Raw genomic sequence first — 17,708 nt, 5'->3', positions numbered from 1 at the left:
TTGTTTCCGCTCGAAGGCCGGCTCAGGTCGCCGGCTTGTCGCTGAATTCCTTGAGGTTGTCCTTGAGCTGCGGGCTCATCGGCAGGTTCAGCGGCAGGTTCTTCGGCGGGATCGGCGACATGAACCACTTGGTGTAGAGCTTCTCGAACTCGCCGCTCTTCATCATGCCGATGAAGGTGTCGTCGACCAGCTTCTTGAAGGCCGGATCGTCCTTGGGCAGCATGCAGGCATAGGGCTCGACCTGCAGCGACTCGCCCACCACCTCGTAGTCGGCCGGGCTCTTCGAGTTGGCGATCAGGCCGAACAGCAGGATGTCGTCCATCGCGAAGGCGACGGCGCGGTCGCTCTCCACCAGCAGGAAGGCGTCGGCGTGGTCCTTGCCGAGCACGATGTTCATGTCGAGGTTCTTCTCGGTGTTGTACTTGCGCATGACCAGCGCGTTGGTGGTGCCGGTGGTGCTGGCCACGGTCTTCTTCGCGAGGTCGGCGTAGTCCTTGATCTTCGAGGACTTCTTCACCAGCAGGCGCGTGCCCGTGTAGAAGTGGTTGACCGCGAAGGACACGTCCTTGCCGCGCGCGGTGTTGTTGGTGGTGGAGCCGCACTCGAGGTCGATGGTGCCGTTGGTGATCAGCGGGATGCGGTTCTGCGAGGTCACCGCCATCAGCTGCACCTGCAGGTTCGGCTTGTTGAGCTTCTTCTTCACCGCCTCGACCACCGCGTTCGACATCTCGACCGCGAAGCCGATCGGCTTGTTGGGGCCGTCGAGGTAGCTGAACGGCACCGACGACTCGCGGTAGGCCAGCGTGATCTTGCCGGACTCGGCGATCTTGGCCAGCGTGTCGGCGGCCTGGGCGCCGGTGGCAGCGAGCAGGACCGTGGCGGTGGCGGCCATCAATGCGGAGAGTTTCATGCGTGCCTTCTTCGAGGGAGGTTGAACAGGAGGACCAGTGTAAGAAAGAGTGACTCAGGACGGCAATTCCAATAGCGGGCTGGGCCATACCCAAAGGTTATGGGCAGGGAAAACCCGGGCGGCACCCGATTTCGAAGCGCCGCGGCGGGGCATGCCCTTTGGCTATGGGCCACGCCTCTTTTTGCATTTCCGCGCCGGCGGCGGCACGCCTACAGTCGAGGCTCACCCCTTCCCTCCCCTTCCCCTTTTCGTTCCCGAAAGTTGCCTCTCATGCATGTGTGCGTGCTCGGCGCCGGCATCGTGGGCCTGGCCACCGCCTGGCAACTCGAACGCCAGGGCCACCAGGTCAGCGTCGTCGATCGCGCGGCGCCCGGCGCGGGCGCGAGCGGCGGCAACGGCGCGCAGCTCAGCTACTCGTACGTGCAACCGCTGGCCGATCCCGCGATCTGGCGGCAGTTGCCGAAGCTGCTGCTCTCGCCCAGCTCGCCGCTCAAGCTGCGCCCGCAGCTCGATCCGCTGCAATGGCGCTGGGGCCTGGCCTTCCTCGCGGCCTGCAATGCGCGCACCTCGCGCGACACCACCGAAAAACTGCTGGCGCTCGCCGCCGAGAGCCGCGCCGGCTTCGAGGCCATGCAGGCCGATGCCGCGCCCGACTGCGACTTCTCGGCCACCGGCAAGCTGGTGCTGTATGCGAGCGAAGCCGCGCTGGCCGGCGCGCGCGCGCAAGTCGAGCTGCAGCGCACCATGGGCAGCGAGCAGCGCATCGTGCGCCCCGACGAGTGCGTGGCCATCGAACCCGCGCTCGCCGACTACGCGCGCGGCATCGCGGGCGCGGTCTACACGCCCAGCGAATGCGCGGCCGACTGCCTCAAGGTCTGCGCCGAGCTGATGCGGGTGCTGCGCGCGCGCGGCGTGCGCTTCGAGCTCGGCACCGAGGCCCGGGGCTTCGCGCAGAGCGGCGGGCGTATCGCCGCAGTGCGCACGGCCGCGGGCGACATCGAGGCCGATGCCTTCGTGATGGCACTCGGCACCGCTTCGCACAAGCTCGGTCGCGCGCTCGGCGCCTACCTGCCGGTCTATCCGCTCAAGGGCTACAGCATCACGCTCGACGTCGACCCGGCGCCGGGCGTGGCACCGACCGTGAACGTGACCGACAGCGCACGCAAGGTGGTGTTCGCGCGCATCGGCTCGCGCCTGCGCGTGGCGGGCATGGCCGAGCTCGTGGGGCACGATGCGAGCATTCCCGCGACCCGCATCCAGACCCTGGCCGAGGCCACCCGCGCGGTGTTCCCGCGTGCGAGCCGGCTGGCCGAGCTGCATCCCTGGACCGGCATGCGCCCGGCCACGCCCACGGGCCTGCCGATCGTCGGTCGGCTCGAGGGCGCGCCTTCGAACATGCTGTTCAACACCGGCCACGGCGCGCTGGGTTTCACGCTGGCCTTCGGGTCGGCGGGACGCATCAGCGCGGCGCTTACCGCCTGAAACGCTAGACCCCCGCCTCCACGATCGCCTGCTGCATGCAGCGCGTGATGCCGCGCACCGCGACCGAATCGGGCCGGCCCGTGAAGCGCAGCGCGCGGATCGGCACCGGGATGTGCGGCTCGAGCGTGAGCACGTCGACCTTGGAGGTGTCGGCCGAGCGCGCAGTGCAGCCGTCGACCAGCGCCACGCCCAGGCCGTGGTGCGCCATCGCCAGCGCCGCGTGGTAGGTCTGCACCGTGACCACCGCCTGGTGGAAGCCCACGCCGGCCTGGCGGCAGGCCTGGCTCAGGCTGGTGCCCACCGGGTCGCGGCTGTCGAGGCCGATCACCGGCCGCTCGGCCAGGTCGTGCAGCGCCACCGAGCCGTTGCGCACCAGCAGGCGCGGCAGCATGCCCTTGGGCGCGATGCAGACCATGCGGCTGTCGGCCACCGTTTCCTGCGTGAGCGAGGGATGCACGGCCGGGCTGAACACGAAGCCGACGTCGGCCTCCTGCAGCAGCAGCGCCGACATGATCTGCGGCGAATGCAGCGACTCCACGCTGATCGCGTAGCCCGGATGCTTCTCGCGGAAGGCCTTGAGCGCGCGCGGCAGGATCTCGTAGCTCAGCGCCAGCACGCTGAGGATGCGCAGCTCGCCGGTGTCGGCGCCCGCGCGCAGGTTGGCCGCGAGCCGCTGCACCTCGTCGAGCTGCGCGAACAGCCGCTCGATGTGCGGGTACAGCGTGAGCGCCTCGGTGGTCGGTGTGAGCCGCCCCTTGGCGCGCTGGAACAGCGGAAAGCCCAGCTGCAGCTCGGCATGCTGCAGCGTGCGGCTGACGGCCGGCTGCGTGATGTTGATGAGCCGCGCCGCCGCGCTCACGCTGCCCGTGAGCATGATGGCGTTGAAGACCTCGATGTGGCGCAGCCGCATGGCGGGGTCAGCGCACGCCGGTCTTGCCGCGCGCGATGTCCATCACCATGCGCGTGGCCAGGTACAGCCGCGGCTCGATGGAATCGATCAGCACGTACTCGGCATCGGCCGAGTGCGCGCCGAAGCCCTGCAGGCCGAAGCGCTCGATCACCGGCGCCTTGGTCTTGAGCGAGGCGAAGGCCGCGTCGGTGCCGCCGCCGGCCGCCTTGTCGTCGGCGCCCAGCGGGCGGCCCAGTTCGTCCTTGTAGATCGCCTGCGCATGCTGGGCGAGCGCGCGCGAGGCATCGGTGGCCTCGAGTGGCGGACGGCGGCGCTCGAACTTGAGCTCGACCTTGGCCTCGGGGATCAGCTGCTTCTTCACGCGCTCGTTGACCTGCTGCTCGATGCGGTCGTAGTCGGCGACCTTGAGCACGCGCACGTCGGCGCCCGCGGTGGCCGAGGCCGGGATCACGTTGCGGTTGCTGCCCGACTTCGAGATGGTCCAGTTCATCTTGAGGCCGGTGGCCGGGTCGGACAGGTCGCGCATCTGCAGGATCTGGTGCGACAGCTCGTAGAGCGCGTTCACGCCGAGCTCGGGCGCCGAGCCCGCGTGCGAGGCCTTGCCGCTCACGTTGAGCGTGACCGAGGCGATGCCGGCGGTGGCCAGCGAGAGCTTGTCGTCCTTGACCGAGGCGCCCTCGAAGGACAGCACCGCGTCGTGCTCGCCGCCCAGGCGCGTGAGCAGCGCGCGCGAGCCGGGCGAGCTGATCTCCTCGTCGCCGTTGATCAGCACCGTGAGCGTGCCGTACTCGTTGAACTTGAGCGCCTGCAGCATCGCCACCGCATGGAGGATGACGGCCACGCCCTGCTTGTCGTCGGCGATGCCCAGGCCGTAGGCCTTGTCGCCCTCGACGCGGAACGGCTGCCTGTTGAGCATGCCGATGGTGTAGACCGTGTCCATGTGGGCGATCAGCATGATCTTCTTCGTGCCCGTGCCCTTGAAGGTGGCGCGCACCACGCGGCCGATCTTCTCGGGCGTGTCCTCCATGCGATAGGCCTCGGCGCTCGGGTCGATCAGCTCGACCTCGCCGCCGAGCGCCTTGAGCTTGGCGGCGATCAGGTCGGATATTTTTTCCAGGCCCTCGAGGTCGCGGCTGCCGGACTCGATGGCCACCAGTTGCGAGAGCGAGTCGAGCAGCGGCTGCTTCTGCGCGGCGGCCAGTTCGGCGATGCGCGCGTCGGGCGCGGCGGCTGCCGTGGCGGCGGCACCGGCCAGCAGCATCGGCAGCAGTGCGCGCGCGAAGAAGCGGGAGGGGTGGAAATGCATGTTCTGGTCTCCTGACGATGATGACGGTCGAATGGCGGATTCAAGCACGGGCGCCGTCGCGATGCGACCCTCTCATTCGCGCACGAGCCGGACGCCGAGATGCATGATGCGTGCCTCGCAGTAGATGGCGCCCTCGCGGCTCAGCACCCAGGCGCTGATCGATGCGCGGGCCGTCGATGTTTCCGGGCTCCCGTTGCAGACGGTGGAAGACCACTGGCCCGCGCGCGACGCCTCCTTGCCCTGCGCCGGGAAGTCCGAGGGCGGCAACTCGAAGCGATCGGCCTCTCGCCGCGCGAGGCTGTTGACTTCCTTGATGGTGGGCAGGCGCCAACCGGCCTGCTCGCCGGCGCGCTGCAGCGCCTGCACGTAGTCGTAGCGCTTCGCGCTCCAGGTGCAGCGCTTGCCGTTCCAGGTCTGCGGCTCCTCGCAGCGGCGCCACACCAGGCCGGTGTGGCGATCCTCGACCGCGCCCCCGGCCACGCCGCGCTCGTCGGGCAGTTCGCGCCAGCGTCCGGCCTTCGGCGCCTCGGGGCCGCGCACCAGGCGCACGAAGAGCGGCGGCTCACGCGACATGTCGGGATCGCAGTCGTAGACGAAGCCGTTCGCGAAGTTCACGCACCACGGGCTCGTGGGATCGCGCATGTCGGACGTCAGGTAGAGGGCTGGCACGGTGTTCGGAAACCAGCGCGCGTCGATGACCGACTGCTCGGCCAGCGGCCGGTCGGGGCGCACCTCGGGCACGCGTTCCTTGCCCAGGTCGACCAGGCCGTGCAGCTCGGCCACGGTGGGCAGGCGCCAGTCGGCGTAACCGCACAGCCGGCTCGCGTTGACCTGCGCCACGTAGGCCATGGCGTCGGCGGGCCGGCCGTTGTCGCGCTTGCCTTCCCAGACCAGGCCCGACACGCGGTCGCGCACGCAGGCGCTGCGTGGCTGGCCCGGCACGGGCTCGTAGGCCAGCGGGCCCGCACCCTGCCGGCCGTCCTGCTTGGGAACCAGGGCCAGCGGCCCCGCATCGGTGCAGGCCTGGGGCGTGGGCCAGTCCTCTTTCGTCAAGCCCAGGCAGATGCGCACGCCGGTGGGCGGCACCTTGGCCGGCACGGGCTGCGCGGCCGCGGGCGACGCGATGCACCCGATGAGAACGGCCGCCGCGACGAAGGCCCGCGCCAGGCTCAATGCGCCTTGTCCCAGTTCGGCCCCACGCCGATCTCGGCCAGCAGCGGCACCTTGAGGTCGGCCACGCTGGCCATGATGCGCGGGATCTCGGTGCGCACCCATTCGATCTCGGCCTCGGGCACCTCGAACACCAGTTCGTCGTGCACCTGCATGATCATCTTCGTGCCGCGCTTCTCGGCGTCGAGCACGTCCTGCACCTTGACCATGCTGAGCTTGATCAGGTCGGCCGCCGTGCCCTGCATCGGCGCGTTGATGGCCGCGCGCTCGGCGCCGCCGCGGCGCGGGCCGTTGGGCGAGTTGATCTCGGGCAAGTACAGGCGCCGGCCGAACACGGTCTCGACATAGCCCTGCTCCTTGGCCGAGGCCTTGGTCTCGTCCATGTAGGCCTTCACGCCCGGATAGCGCGCGAAGTAGCGCTCGATATAGGAGGCCGCGGCCTTGGTCTCGATGCCGAGGTTCTTCGCCAGGCCGAAGCTGCTCATGCCGTAGATCAGGCCGAAGTTGATGACCTTGGCATAGCGGCGCTGCTCGCTCGACACCTGGTCGGGCGTGGAGCCGAACACCTCGGCCGCGGTGGCGCGGTGCACGTCGATGCCCTCGGTGAAGGCGCGCAGCAGCGATGCGTCGCCGCTGATGTGGGCCATGATGCGCAGCTCGATCTGCGAGTAGTCGGCGCTCGCGATCACGCTGCCCGCGGGCGCCACGAAGGCCTCGCGCACGCGCCGGCCTTCGGGCGTGCGGATCGGGATGTTCTGCAGGTTGGGGTCGTTGCTCGACAGGCGCCCGGTGACGGCCACGGCCTGCGCATAGTGCGTGTGCACGCGGCCGGTGCGCGGATTGGCGAGCTGGCCGAGCTTGTCGGTGTAGGTGCCCTTGAGCTTCGACAGGCCGCGGTGTTCGAGGATCTTGGCGGGCAGCGGGTAGTCCTCGGCCAGCTTCTCGAGCACTTCCTCGTCGGTGCTGGGTGCGCCGCTCGGCGTCTTCTTGACCACCGGCAGGCCGAGCTTGGTGAAGAAGATCTCGCCGATCTGCTTGGGCGAACCGAGGTTGAAGGGCTGGCCCGCGATGTCGTAGGCCTCCTGCTCGAGCGCCATGATGCGCGTGCCGAGTTCGTGGCTCTGCGCGGCCAGCGTGGCGCTGTCGATCAGCACGCCGTTGCGCTCGATGCGGTAGAGCGCCTCGCTCGAATCCATCTCGAGCTGGTAGATGAAGCGCAGCTTCTCGTTCGTTTCGAGCTGCGGCCACAACGTGGCGTGCACGTCGAGCGTCTGGTCGCTGTCCTCGCACGAATACTCGGCGGCCTTGGCGATGTCGACTTGGCTGAACGAAATCTGGTGCACGCCCTTGCCGCAGAGGTCCTCGTACGAAATGCCGCTGCGGCCCAGGTGGCGCTCGGCCAGGCTGGCCAGGCCGTGCGGCCGGTGCACCTCGAGCACGTAGCTCTGCAGCATGGTGTCGTGCGCGTAGCCCTGCACCTCGATGCCGTGGTTGGCGAACACATGGCGGTCGTACTTGATGTGCTGGCCGAGCTTCTTCTTCGCGCCGTTCTCGAGCCAGGGCTTGAGCCTGGCGAGCACCTCGTCGATCGGCAATTGCGCGGGTGCGTCGGGGTAGTTGTGCGTGAGCGGGATGTAGGCCGCCTCGCCGGGCTTCACGCTGAAGCTGATGCCGACGATCTGCGCCACCATCTCGTCGAGCGAGGTGGTCTCGGTGTCGATGGCCGCGAGCTCGGCGGCCTCGAGGCGCGCGAGCCAGCTGTCGAACTGCTCCCAGGTGAAGATGGTGTCGTATTGCAGGTTGCTCGCGGGCGCGGCGGCCTCCATCGCGGCACCCTCCTCGGACGGCTCGTCGAACAGGCCGCTCTGGTCGTCGTTGGCCTTGGCCGCCTTCGAGGCCTTCTTCTTGATGTTCTCCTCGATCAGCTCGGGCGGCACTTCCTGCGCCTCGAGCGACTTCACCAGGCTCTTGAAGCCGAACTTCTCGTAGAAGGGCTTGAGCTCGCCGGTCTGCGGCGCGCCCACGGGCAGGCCTTCGAGCGAGGGCAGGCCATCGACGTGGCCGGCCAGGTCGCAGTCGGTGCGGATCGTCACGAGCCTGCGGCTCAGCGGCAACTTGTCGAGCGCCTTGCGCAGGTTCTCGCCGGCCGCGCCCTTGACCTCGGCCGCGCGCTCGACCAGCGCGTCGAGCGAGCCGTATTCGAGCAGCCACTTGGCAGCAGTCTTGGGGCCGACCTTCTCGACGCCGGGCACGTTGTCGACCGAGTCGCCCACCAGCGTCTGGTAGTCGACCATCAGGTTCGGCGGCACGCCGAACTCGGCCGTGACGCCGGCCACGTCGCGCTTCTTGCCGTTCATCGTGTCGATGATGGTGATGTGCTCGTCGACCAGCTGGCTCAGGTCCTTGTCGCCGCTGGAGACGATCACCTCGATGCCCTGCGCGGCCGCCACCTTGGCGAGCGTGCCGATCACGTCGTCGGCCTCCACGTCGGGCACGCTGAGCACCGGCCAGCCCAGCAGCTTGACCACCTCGTGGATGGGGTCGATCTGGCTGCGCAGGTCGTCGGGCATCGGCGAGCGGTTGGCCTTGTACTCGGGATACCAGTCGTCGCGGAAGGTCTTGCCGGGGGCGTCGAAGATGCAGGCCGCGTAGTCGGCGCGCACCTCGCGCCGCAGCGCCGTCATCATGTTGATCATTCCCCGGATCGCGCCCGTGGCCGGGCTCTTCGGATCGCCGGGCACGGCCCGCAGGTCGGGCATGGCGTGGAAGGCGCGATAGAGGTAGCTCGATCCATCGACGAGCAGCAGCGTTTTCTTGTCGGTCATCGGGGCATTTTGCCTGCCTCCACGACCGCCCGAATGTCCTTGCGGACCACGCCGCCACGGGCCCTGCGACGACAACCCCGATACGGCGCGCCGCCTACAATCCGTGCATGCCCGACTCCACACTCCTGGTTGCCCGCCGCCTCCTGCTGGCGCTGGCCCTCGCCACCCCCTTCGCCGCCGTGCAAGCGCAGAACGCGCCTGCGGCGGCACCGGCTGCAGCGGATCCCTCGCTACAGAATCAGGAGCAGCAGGCCGACGGTCGGCGCAACCAGAAGATCGAGCACCTGCACACCGAGGACAGCGGCGCCTCGGTCGACGAGGTCCGCTACGGCGGCCGCACCCAGAGCATCAACGTGACGCCCAAGGCCAACATGCCCGGCTACCAGGTGCTGCCGAACGATCCGTCCGGCGCGCGTCCCAACGCGGCCGACGGCCCCGCGGGCACCTCGCCCCGGGTCTGGAACGTCATGAAGTTCTGACCGTGCGACGCATCGCAGCGGCAGCCGCATCCCAACCGCGCTGAGGGCGCTTTCCATGGCAGTCTTTACCGAAGTCGAATTCGGCGAGGCCGACGCGCTCGTGCAGCGCCTCGGCCTGGGCCCCCTGCGCGAGCTGCGCGGCATCGAGGGCGGCATCGAGAACACCAACTACTTCGCCACCACCGAGTCGGGCGAGTACGTTCTCACGCTGTTCGAGCGCCTGAGCGCCGAGCAGCTCCCCTACTACCTTTGCCTGATGAAGCACCTGGCCGCGCGCGGCCTGCCGGTGCCCGAGCCGGTGGCCGACCCGGCCGTGCAGGCGATCGACGCCCAGGGCGCGCATCCGCTGTCGGTGCCGGCCAATGCGCCCTGCGAGCTGCTGCTCAAGGTGGCGGGCAAGCCGGCCGCGGTGGTGCGCAAGCTGGCGGGCCGCAGCGAGCTCGCACCGGGCGCCGCGCACTGCGCCGAGCTCGGTTCGCTGCTGGCGCGCATGCACCTGGCGGGACGCGACTTTCCGCGCATCCAGCCCAACCTGCGCGGCCTGCCGTGGTGGAACGACACGGTGCCGGTGGTGCTGCCCCACATCGACGAGGCCCAGTCGGCGCTGCTGCGCGGCGAGCTCGCCTACCAGAACCACGTGGCCGAGTCCTCGGCCTATGCCGCCCTGCCGCGCGGGCCGGTGCATGCCGACCTGTTCCGCGACAATGCGATGTTCGAGACCGGCCACGAAGAAGGCGCCGCTCCGCGCCTGACCGGCGTGTTCGACTTTTACTTCGCCGGCACCGACACCTGGCTGTTCGACCTCGCCGTGTGCCTCAACGACTGGGCCATCGACCTGCCGACCGGCCGCCACGACGAGGAGCGCGCCGAGGCGCTGCTCGCCGCCTACGAGGGCGTGCGCGCGCTCAACGCCTCGGAACGCGCCCTGCTGCCCGCGATGCTGCGCGCCGCGGCGCTGCGCTTCTGGATCTCCCGACTCTGGGACTTCCACCTGCCGCGCGAGGCCAGCATGCTCACGCCCCACGATCCGACGCACTTCGAGCGCGTGCTGCGCGAGCGCGTGCGGCACCCGCATGTCATGGCCCGCGCCCTCGAGCCCGTGGCCGCCTGACCCGTACCCCATGAAACTCCACCTCGTGCCGGCCAAGACCGGCGCCCAATGGGTCCGCCTCGGACTCAAGACCTTCTGGCGCCAGCCGCTGGCCTTCGTGTCGCTGTTCTTCCTGCTGATGGCGCTGATCTCGACGCTGTCGGTGGTGCCGCTGCTGGGCAGCGTGCTGGCACCGGTGCTGCTGCCCTTCATGACGCTGGGGCTGATGGTCGCCACCTCGGTGGCCTACGCCGACGAGCAGGCCGGCGGCAACGGGCAGGCCGGCGCGCGCCGGCCCACCGGCTCGGCGATGTTCGTCGAGGTCTTCGCCGCGCTGCGCGCCGAATGGCGTCCGCTGGTGGTGCTGGGCCTGATCTCGGCCGTGTACTTCGTGCTCGCGGTGCTGGCCACCGCGCTGGTCGACGGCGGCCAGCTCGCGCGCGCCTACCTGCTCGACGAGGCGCTCTCGCCCGAGGTGCTGGCCAGCAGCGAGTTCCAGGTCGCGCGCATGGTCCACCTGTGCCTGAACCTGCCGCTGTCGCTCGCGATGTGGCATGCGCCCGCGCTGGTGCACTGGCACCGCGTGGAGCCGGTGAAGAGCATCTTCTTCAGCATCGTGGCGCTGTTCCGCAACTTCGGCGCCTATGCGCTGTTCGGCATCGCCTGGTTCGGCGTGTTCCTGCTGGCCGGCATCGCGGTCGGCCTGATCGCCACCGTGCTGGTGGGCGTCGGCGCCGTGGGCGCGGGCTCGGGCGCCACCGCGATCGGCACCGTGCTGATCGTGGGCACGGCGCTGGTGCTGGCGGCGATGTCGCTGGCCTCGACCTGGTTCACCTTCCGAGACAGCTTCGACCCGAACTGAGCCGGGCCGCGCCGCGGCTCACACCGGCGTGAGCTTGGCGACCGACAGCGCCAGCCACTTCACGCCGTGGCGCGTGAACTTGACCTGCGCGCGTGCATCGTCGCCGGTGCCCTCGAGCGCGGTCACCGTGCCTTCGCCGAACTTGTTGTGGAACACCTGCATGCCCGAGCGCAGGCCGTGCGAGGGCGCGCTCTTTTGCGGCGGCACCGGCGGGCTCGCGAAGGTTTCCTTGGCGGCACCGCCGCCATAGGCCTTGCCGCCGCCGTAGCCACCACCCGCGCCACGCGTGCTGCCGTAGCCGTTGCCATAGCCGAAGGCCGAATTGCCGAAAGCCTGGTTCTTGGGCGTGAGCCACTTGAGCGCGCCCTCGGGCAGCTCGTCGAAGAAGCGGCTCTTGACGTTGTAGCGGGTCTGGCCGTGCAGCATGCGGGTCTGCGAGTGGCTCAGGTACAGCCGCTTGCGCGCGCGCGTGATCGCCACGTACATCAGGCGGCGCTCCTCCTCGAGGCTCTCGTAGTCGCTCATCGAGTTCTCGTGCGGGAACAGGCCCTCTTCCATGCCGGTGATGAACACGCAGTCGAACTCGAGGCCCTTGGCCGCGTGGACCGTCATCAGCTGCACCGCGTCCTGGCCGGCCTGGGCCTGGTTGTCGCCCGACTCGAGTGCCGCGTGCGTGAGGAAGGCCGCGAGCGGGCTCAGCGTTTCACCGGTCTCGGCGTCGGGTGCCAGCGGCTCGTCGAGCAGCGGGCGGCCCGGGTCGAGGCCCTGGCTCGCCGGCGACTGGCGCAGCTCGTCGACCGGCAGCGCCACCGCATCGCGGCCGAAGCCCTCCTGCGTGACGAAGCTCTCGGCCGCGTTCACCAGTTCCTCCAGATTCTCGATGCGGTCGGCGCCTTCGCGGTCGGCGCGGTAGTGCTCGACCAGGCCGCTGTGGTCGAGCACCAGCTCGATGATCTCGCGCAGGCTCACGCCCTGCGTTTGTTCGCGCAGCACGTCGATCTTGGCGACGAAGGCCGTGAGGTTCGAGCCGGCCTTGCCGCCGACCGCGTGCACCGCGTCGTGCAGCGAGCGGCCCGCGGCGCGCGCGGCGTCCTGCAACTGCTCGAGCGTGCGCGCGCCGATGCCGCGCGGCGGGAAGTTGACGACGCGCAGGAAGCTGGTGTCGTCGTCCTTGTTCTCGAGCAGGCGCAGGTAGGCCAGCGCATGCTTGATTTCGGCGCGCTCGAAGAAGCGCAGGCCGCCGTACACGCGGTACGGCACCGAGGCATTGAACAGCGCGGTTTCGATCACCCGGCTCTGCGCGTTGCTGCGGTAGAGCACGGCCATCTCCTTGCGGTCGATGCCGTCGCGCACCAGCTGGCGCATCTCCTCGACCATCCACTGCGCCTCGGCGAGGTCGCTCGAGGACTCGTAGACGCGCACCGGCTCGCCGGGGCCCTGGTCGGTACGCAGGTTCTTGCCGAGGCGCTTCTTGTTGTGGCTGATGAGCTCGTTGGCCGAGTCGAGGATGTTGCTGTAGCTGCGGTAGTTCTGCTCGAGCTTGATCTGGTGCGTGACGTCGAACTCGCGCACGAAGTCGGCCATGTTGCCCACGCGCGCGCCGCGGAAGGCATAGATGCTCTGGTCGTCGTCGCCCACGGCCACGACGCTGTTCTCGCCCGGCACGAACTGGCCCGCGACGGTGTTACCCGAGAGCATCTTGATCCAGGCGTACTGCAGCCGGTTGGTGTCCTGGAACTCGTCGATCAGGATGTGGCGGAAGCGCCGCTGGTAGTGCTCGCGCACCGGTTCGTTGTCGCGCAGCAGCTCGTAGCTGCGCAGCATCAGCTCGCCGAAGTCGACCACGCCCTCGCGCTGGCACTGCTCCTCGTAGAGGCGGTAGAGCTCGACCTTCTTGCGGTCGTCCTCGCTGCGGATCTCGACCGCGTCGGGGCGCAGGCCGTCTTCCTTGGCGCCGGCGATGAACCACTGCGTCTGCTTGGCCGGAAAGCGCTCGTCGTCGACGTTGAACTGCTTCATCAGCCGCTTGATGGCCGAGAGCTGGTCCTGCGTGTCGAGGATCTGGAAGGTCGACGGCAGGTTGGCCAGCTTCCAGTGCGCGCGCAGGAAGCGGTTGCACAGGCCGTGGAAGGTGCCGATCCACATGCCGCGCACGTTGACCGGCAGCATCGCCGTGAGCCGCGTCATCATCTCCTTGGCGGCCTTGTTGGTGAAGGTCACGGCCAGGATGCCGCCGGCGGACACCTGGCGCGTCTGCAGCAGCCAGGCGATGCGGGTGGTGAGCACGCGGGTCTTGCCCGAGCCGGCGCCCGCGAGGATCAGCGCGTTGCCGGCCGGCAGCGTGACCGCTGCGAGCTGCTCGGCGTTGAGGTTGTGCAGCAGCGGCAGGTCGACCGGCGGCGGGGTGCGGTCATCGGCCGCGAATTCTTCAAACATCCGTCGATTGTAGAAACCACGGCGTATGCGGGTTATATGAAGTTCTGGAAGACCTCCCCACGGGAGGCTGCGTAGAATCAATCACCGGGCCCAAGTTTTTGTGCCCGGTTTTTTGTGCGCGTCGCCCGCCCCCGCAGGGGCTTTCGCAGCGATGCCGCCGAAGCCGGCCAGACCAAGCGCTCACTCGTTTTCAACGACTTCCTCCAGGAGCTTGGTTTCATGCAAATCTTCGATTACGACAACATCCTGCTGCTGCCGCGCAAGTGCCGCGTGGAGAGCCGCTCCGAGTGCGACACCAGCGTCACGCTCGGCGGCCGCAGCTTCCGCCTGCCGGTGGTACCCGCCAACATGAAGACGGTGGTGGACGAGTCCATCTGCCTGTGGCTGGCGCAGAACGGCTACTTCTACGTCATGCACCGCTTCGACCTCGACAACGTCGCGCTCGTCAAGCGCATGCAGGGCCATGGCGTGTTCGCCTCGATCTCGCTGGGCGTGAAGAAGGCCGACTACGACACGGTCGACCAGCTCGTCGCGCAGGGCCTGGTGCCCGAGTACGTGACGATCGACATCGCGCACGGCCACGCCGACAGCGTGAAGAACATGATCGGCTACCTCAAGCAGAAGCTGCCCGCGACCTTCGTGATCGCCGGCAACGTCGGCACGCCCGAGGCCGTGATCGACCTCGAGAACTGGGGCGCGGACGCGACCAAGGTCGGCATCGGCCCGGGCAAGGTCTGCATCACCAAGCTCAAGACCGGCTTCGGCACCGGCGGCTGGCAGCTCAGCGCGCTCAAGTGGTGCTCGCGCGTGGCGACCAAGCCGATCATTGCCGACGGCGGCATCCGCGACCACGGCGACATCGCCAAGAGCGTGCGCTTCGGCGCCTCGATGGTGATGATCGGCTCGCTGTTCGCGGGCCACGAGGAATCGCCGGGCCAGACGGTCGAGGTCGACGGCGCGCTGTTCAAGGAGTACTACGGCTCGGCCAGCGACTTCAACAAGGGCGAGTACAAGCACGTCGAGGGCAAGCGCATCCTCGAGCCCATCAAGGGCAAGCTGGCCGACACGCTGGTCGAGATGGAGCAGGACGTGCAGAGCTCGATCAGCTACGCGGGCGGCCGCACGCTGATGGACATCCGCAAGGTCAACTACGTGACGCTCGGCGGCGACAACGCCGGCGAACACCTGCTGATGTAGGTCTTCAAGCCTCGAGCAGTTGCACCGCGAGCCGGTGCAATCGGTGCGAGGAATCGGCCAGGGCATCGACCACGCCGAAGTGATCGAGGCCCGCGAGCACCTCGCAGACCGGCACGGTGTGCGGGCCCCAGGCCTCGCGGATCATCGCGTTGTGGCGGATGAATTCCTCGCTCTCGTTGCCGCCCGCCACCGCATAGAGCTGCCCACGCCTCGGCGCCGGCCAGTGCGCGGGGCTCGCGCGGCGCACGTCGTCGTCGCTCAGCCGCAGCACCTGCTCGAGGAAGGGCGTGCGCTGCAGCGGTGCGAGGTCGTACAGGCCCGAGATCGACAGCGCATTGCGCACCAGGTGGTCGGGCAGGTCCGGCGCCACGGCCTTCCAGTCGCAGGTCAGCAGCGCCGCCGCCATGTGGCCGCCGGCCGAATGCCCCGCCACCGTGATCCGCGCGGGATCGCCGCCATGCGCCGCCACGTTGCGCCAGGTCCAGGCGAGCGCACGAACCATCTGCAGCAGGATGCCCGGCACCGTTACGGGCTGCTCGGGCGTGCCCGGGCACAGCGCGTAGTTGGGCTGCACCACGCAGATGCCGCGGTCGTTGAAGGCGGGCGCGATGAAGGAATGGTCCTTCTTGTCCATCGCGCGCCAGTAGCCGCCGTGGATGAAGACCAGCACGGGCGCGTCGGGCACGGGTGCCGGGAACACGTCGAGCGTCTCGTTGACGCCTTCGCCGTAGCGCAGGTCGATGCGGCTCGGCAGCGTGTCGCGCGCGGCGGCGGATTCGCGCGCCCAGCGCGCGAAGTACGCCGGGTGTTCCTTCACCCGCGCGAGGTTGTTGTACATGCCTTCGAGCCAGGCGGGATCGCGTGTGGGGGCCATGGTGGTGCCGGGAGCCGGTGCTGTTCCTGAAAGGCGCGCATCTTGGCATGCGGCGAGCACGCCATCGCGGGTTCCGGCTAAAATTCGCGTCGCGTTGGGGGGGTAGCTCAGCTGGGAGAGCGCCGCGTTCGCAATGCGGAGGTCGTGAGTTCGATCCTCATCCTCTCCACCAACCGACAAAAAAGGGCCTTGGCATCCGCCAAGGCCCTTTTGCTTTGGGCGCTGTGTGTCAGTCGAGCGCCAGGTGCTGGCCGTGCAGCGCCGCCGCGCCGGGCGACGCGAGAAAGCCGATGGTCTGCGCGGCGACCGCGGTCGACACCCATTCGGCCGGGTTCGCATCGGGCATCGCCTGCCGGTTGGCCGGCGTGTCGAGCACGCTGGGCGCCACGCTGTTGATGTTGACGCCATGCGGCGCCGCCTCGGCCGCCATCGCCTCCACCAGCCGCTGCAGCGCGCTCTTCGACGCGATGTACGACGCCATGGCGGGCAGGCCGCGCGCCGCGACCTTCGCGGTCACCGCGACGATGCGGCCGGCGCGGCGCTCGATCATCGAGGGCAGCAATGCCTGCGTCACGGCCACGAACGACCATGCGTTGAGGTTCATCATCCGGTCCCAGCTCTCGCGCGTGAGCGCGTGCGTCGCCTCGCCCATCTCGAAGCCGCCGGCGATGTGCACCAGCACGTCGACGCGGCCGAAGGCCTTGAGGATCTGCTCGGACAGGCCGGCCATGGACGAGGCCGAGGTCACGTCGCCGGCCAGCAGCAGGTGCTGCGAGTTGTCGAGGCCCGGGAACACCTCGGCCAGGCGCCCGGCGTGGTGGTCGATCAGCGCGGCGCGCGCGCCCTGCGCGAGGAAGTGTTGTGCAACGGCGCGTCCGAGTGCGCCCGCGGCGCCCGTGATCACGACATGCGGCGCGGTGTTTGCATCGCTCATGGAAGTTCTCCTGAATGGGAAAGAGAGGGGGCGAACCCCTTCGTCGGTGCCGAATGCTAATCCGCCACACACGTTCCACTCAAAAATTTTGAGAAACCTGAATTTCTACGCTATACTCGCAGACTTGCCTGAAAACGAATATGTTTTCAACGCAAGGGCTCTTAGCTCAGTTGGTAGAGCAGCGGACTCTTAATCCGTAGGTCGAGTGTTCGAGTCACTCAGGGCCCACCACCAACACTGAAAACGGTCGAAATCCTTCTGGGTTTCGGCCGTTTTTCTTTGTGCGTCCGTACTGCTTGCCTTGGCGCGGGTGGCAGGCCCGACGGACCTGCCACGAGCGATGCTCAATGCACCGGCGTTACTTGGGCGAGTAGGTCATCTTGGTCGCGACCATCGGCGACTTCGGATCGACACCCTTGAGCAACTGGCCGCGATAAGGTCCTTCGGCCGCCAGCCAGAACTCCTTGGTGGCCGATGGGCCGACCAGCGAACCCAGCGTCAGCTTCAGGGTGAACTTGCAGGTGCTGAACGTGCCCAGCGGCGTCTCCAGCTTTTCGCGACCGCTGTAGCTGAGCTCGCCCTTCGCGGGCAGCGTACGCGTCGAGACCACGCTGCCATTGGAGGTCTCGGTCTTGGTCACGGAGGACTCCTTGCTCACGACCTGCCCGGGCTTCATGTCGATCGGGAACGAGAACGGAGGCTCGAACACCTGCGATGCGTAGCCTGTGTACTCCCGGGGCACGATGGCGGGAAGCTTCATGTCGTCGGCGAACTTGTCATCGATCTTGCTGTGGTACGAGGTCGACTTTCCATAGAGGAAGAGATTGCCGCCGACCAGGTCCTTGTATTCCTTCTTGACGATGCGCTGCTCGAAAGCCGGAGAGGCACTGACCTCCGTGCCGACGTTGAAGGCCACCGGCGTGGCACCGGCGAAGGCCTCGCGCCCTTCGGTCACGCTCTTCCGGCGGAACGAATCGGCCGCGGGGTCCTTGCCGGGCGCGACCGCCTCGAACTCGAGCAGCGTGCCTTCGCGGAAATCGGCTTCGTTGAAGCAGGGCGCGGAGCTCTCGGCCTGCGGGTCCGGTGCGGGCGCTGGTGCCGGCGCGGGTGCCGACGCCATGGGCAGCAACGGAAAGCCTCCGCCCCCCTCCCCCGCCGCCCCCACAGGCCGACATTGCCGCAGCCGCGGCTGCGATGGAAAGCAGGCGCGCACCCGACATCCTGCTGAAATCT

The 17,708-nt window shown here is 68.6% G+C and carries 14 protein-coding genes and 2 tRNA genes; 7 read left to right on the top strand and 9 right to left on the bottom strand.

Annotated features, from left to right (window positions below; all coding sequences use genetic code 11):
* Positions 1–22: 22 nt before the first annotated feature.
* Positions 23–910, bottom strand: a complete 888-nt coding sequence (locus tag BM109_RS25785) for a transporter substrate-binding domain-containing protein (protein ID WP_093349038.1) — start codon at positions 908–910, stop codon at positions 23–25.
* A gap of 270 nt (positions 911–1,180) precedes the next feature.
* Here BM109_RS25785 and BM109_RS25780 point away from each other — a divergent pair, with 270 nt between their 5' ends.
* Positions 1,181–2,392: a D-amino acid dehydrogenase gene (locus BM109_RS25780; protein WP_093349036.1), complete on the top strand. Its 1,212-nt coding sequence runs from the start codon at positions 1,181–1,183 to the stop codon at positions 2,390–2,392.
* Positions 2,393–2,396: 4 nt separating this feature from the next.
* On the opposite strand, the gene BM109_RS25775 is transcribed toward BM109_RS25780, so the two are convergent.
* The 4 genes from BM109_RS25775 to polA all read right to left on the bottom strand — a co-directional run bounded on the left by BM109_RS25775 (position 2,397) and on the right by polA (position 8,603).
* A complete protein-coding gene (locus BM109_RS25775) occupies positions 2,397–3,302 on the bottom strand; it encodes a LysR family transcriptional regulator (protein ID WP_093349033.1) in 906 nt (301 codons plus the stop codon).
* Between the two features lie 7 nt (positions 3,303–3,309).
* Complete coding sequence (locus BM109_RS25770; RefSeq protein WP_256222770.1) at positions 3,310–4,608, bottom strand: M20/M25/M40 family metallo-hydrolase; 1,299 nt, start codon at positions 4,606–4,608, stop codon at positions 3,310–3,312.
* 72 nt (positions 4,609–4,680) lie between these two features.
* A complete protein-coding gene (locus tag BM109_RS25765) occupies positions 4,681–5,781 on the bottom strand; it encodes an Lcl C-terminal domain-containing protein (RefSeq protein ID WP_177239454.1) in 1,101 nt (366 codons plus the stop codon).
* Entirely contained in the window at positions 5,778–8,603 is a 2,826-nt protein-coding gene (gene polA / locus BM109_RS25760; RefSeq protein WP_093349028.1) for a DNA polymerase I, read from the bottom strand. Before polA ends, BM109_RS25765 begins: the two co-directional genes overlap by 4 nt.
* Before the next feature lie 107 nt (positions 8,604–8,710).
* Between polA and BM109_RS25755 the strand changes: the two genes are divergently transcribed.
* Genes BM109_RS25755 through BM109_RS25745 form a run of 3 tightly spaced genes read left to right on the top strand, consistent with a single transcriptional unit; the run spans position 8,711 to position 11,034 of the window.
* Positions 8,711–9,082 carry a hypothetical protein gene (locus BM109_RS25755; RefSeq protein WP_093349026.1) on the top strand — a complete coding sequence of 124 codons (372 nt, stop codon included), beginning with the start codon at positions 8,711–8,713 and terminating at the stop codon, positions 9,080–9,082.
* A 55-nt stretch (positions 9,083–9,137) separates the two neighbouring features.
* Positions 9,138–10,193 carry a homoserine kinase gene (locus BM109_RS25750; RefSeq protein ID WP_093349023.1) on the top strand — a complete coding sequence of 352 codons (1,056 nt, stop codon included), beginning with the start codon at positions 9,138–9,140 and terminating at the stop codon, positions 10,191–10,193.
* 10 nt (positions 10,194–10,203) lie between these two features.
* The gene (locus tag BM109_RS25745) at positions 10,204–11,034 is read left to right on the top strand and encodes a BPSS1780 family membrane protein (RefSeq protein ID WP_093349021.1); all 831 of its coding nucleotides are present in this window, start codon (positions 10,204–10,206) and stop codon (positions 11,032–11,034) included.
* A gap of 18 nt (positions 11,035–11,052) precedes the next feature.
* Here the strand turns inward: BM109_RS25745 and BM109_RS25740 are convergent, their stop codons facing one another.
* Positions 11,053–13,470 carry a UvrD-helicase domain-containing protein gene (locus BM109_RS25740; RefSeq protein ID WP_093349018.1) on the bottom strand — a complete coding sequence of 806 codons (2,418 nt, stop codon included), beginning with the start codon at positions 13,468–13,470 and terminating at the stop codon, positions 11,053–11,055.
* Between the two features lie 219 nt (positions 13,471–13,689).
* Here BM109_RS25740 and BM109_RS25735 point away from each other — a divergent pair, with 219 nt between their 5' ends.
* Complete coding sequence (locus BM109_RS25735; RefSeq protein WP_093349288.1) at positions 13,690–14,667, top strand: GMP reductase; 978 nt, start codon at positions 13,690–13,692, stop codon at positions 14,665–14,667.
* 4 nt (positions 14,668–14,671) lie between these two features.
* Here the strand turns inward: BM109_RS25735 and BM109_RS25730 are convergent, their stop codons facing one another.
* The gene (locus BM109_RS25730; RefSeq protein WP_093349015.1) at positions 14,672–15,541 is read right to left on the bottom strand and encodes an alpha/beta hydrolase; all 870 of its coding nucleotides are present in this window, start codon (positions 15,539–15,541) and stop codon (positions 14,672–14,674) included.
* A gap of 96 nt (positions 15,542–15,637) precedes the next feature.
* Here BM109_RS25730 and BM109_RS25725 point away from each other — a divergent pair.
* Positions 15,638–15,713, top strand: a tRNA-Ala gene (locus BM109_RS25725).
* A gap of 57 nt (positions 15,714–15,770) precedes the next feature.
* Here the strand turns inward: BM109_RS25725 and BM109_RS25720 are convergent.
* The gene (locus BM109_RS25720) at positions 15,771–16,475 is read right to left on the bottom strand and encodes an SDR family NAD(P)-dependent oxidoreductase (protein WP_093349013.1); all 705 of its coding nucleotides are present in this window, start codon (positions 16,473–16,475) and stop codon (positions 15,771–15,773) included.
* A gap of 155 nt (positions 16,476–16,630) precedes the next feature.
* Here BM109_RS25720 and BM109_RS25715 point away from each other — a divergent pair.
* A tRNA-Lys gene (locus BM109_RS25715) sits at positions 16,631–16,706 on the top strand.
* A 127-nt stretch (positions 16,707–16,833) separates the two neighbouring features.
* Here BM109_RS25715 and BM109_RS41325 read toward each other — a convergent pair.
* Positions 16,834–17,595: a DUF3108 domain-containing protein gene (locus tag BM109_RS41325; protein ID WP_093349010.1), complete on the bottom strand. Its 762-nt coding sequence runs from the start codon at positions 17,593–17,595 to the stop codon at positions 16,834–16,836.
* Between the last annotated feature and the right edge of the window lie 113 nt (positions 17,596–17,708).

This window comes from Variovorax sp. PDC80, from assembly GCF_900115375.1.
Taxonomy (GTDB): domain Bacteria; phylum Pseudomonadota; class Gammaproteobacteria; order Burkholderiales; family Burkholderiaceae_C; genus Variovorax.
This window is presented reverse-complemented; position numbering and strand designations above follow the sequence as displayed.

Bases quoted from the DNA above. Each gene is read 5' to 3' on its own strand.
- BM109_RS25785 (WP_093349038.1), bottom strand. From the start codon at position 910: ATGAAACTCTCCGCATTGATGGCCGCCACCGCCACGGTCCTGCTCGCT.
- BM109_RS25780 (WP_093349036.1), top strand. From the start codon at position 1,181: ATGCATGTGTGCGTGCTCGGCGCCGGCATCGTGGGCCTGGCCACCGCC.
- BM109_RS25775 (WP_093349033.1), bottom strand. From the start codon at position 3,302: ATGCGGCTGCGCCACATCGAGGTCTTCAACGCCATCATGCTCACGGGC.
- BM109_RS25770 (WP_256222770.1), bottom strand. From the start codon at position 4,608: ATGCATTTCCACCCCTCCCGCTTCTTCGCGCGCGCACTGCTGCCGATG.
- polA (WP_093349028.1), bottom strand. From the start codon at position 8,603: ATGACCGACAAGAAAACGCTGCTGCTCGTCGATGGATCGAGCTACCTC.
- BM109_RS25755 (WP_093349026.1), top strand. From the start codon at position 8,711: ATGCCCGACTCCACACTCCTGGTTGCCCGCCGCCTCCTGCTGGCGCTG.
- BM109_RS25750 (WP_093349023.1), top strand. From the start codon at position 9,138: ATGGCAGTCTTTACCGAAGTCGAATTCGGCGAGGCCGACGCGCTCGTG.
- BM109_RS25745 (WP_093349021.1), top strand. From the start codon at position 10,204: ATGAAACTCCACCTCGTGCCGGCCAAGACCGGCGCCCAATGGGTCCGC.
- BM109_RS25740 (WP_093349018.1), bottom strand. From the start codon at position 13,470: ATGTTTGAAGAATTCGCGGCCGATGACCGCACCCCGCCGCCGGTCGAC.
- BM109_RS25735 (WP_093349288.1), top strand. From the start codon at position 13,690: ATGCAAATCTTCGATTACGACAACATCCTGCTGCTGCCGCGCAAGTGC.
- BM109_RS25730 (WP_093349015.1), bottom strand. From the start codon at position 15,541: ATGGCCCCCACACGCGATCCCGCCTGGCTCGAAGGCATGTACAACAAC.
- BM109_RS25720 (WP_093349013.1), bottom strand. From the start codon at position 16,475: ATGAGCGATGCAAACACCGCGCCGCATGTCGTGATCACGGGCGCCGCG.
- BM109_RS41325 (WP_093349010.1), bottom strand. From the start codon at position 17,595: ATGGCGTCGGCACCCGCGCCGGCACCAGCGCCCGCACCGGACCCGCAG.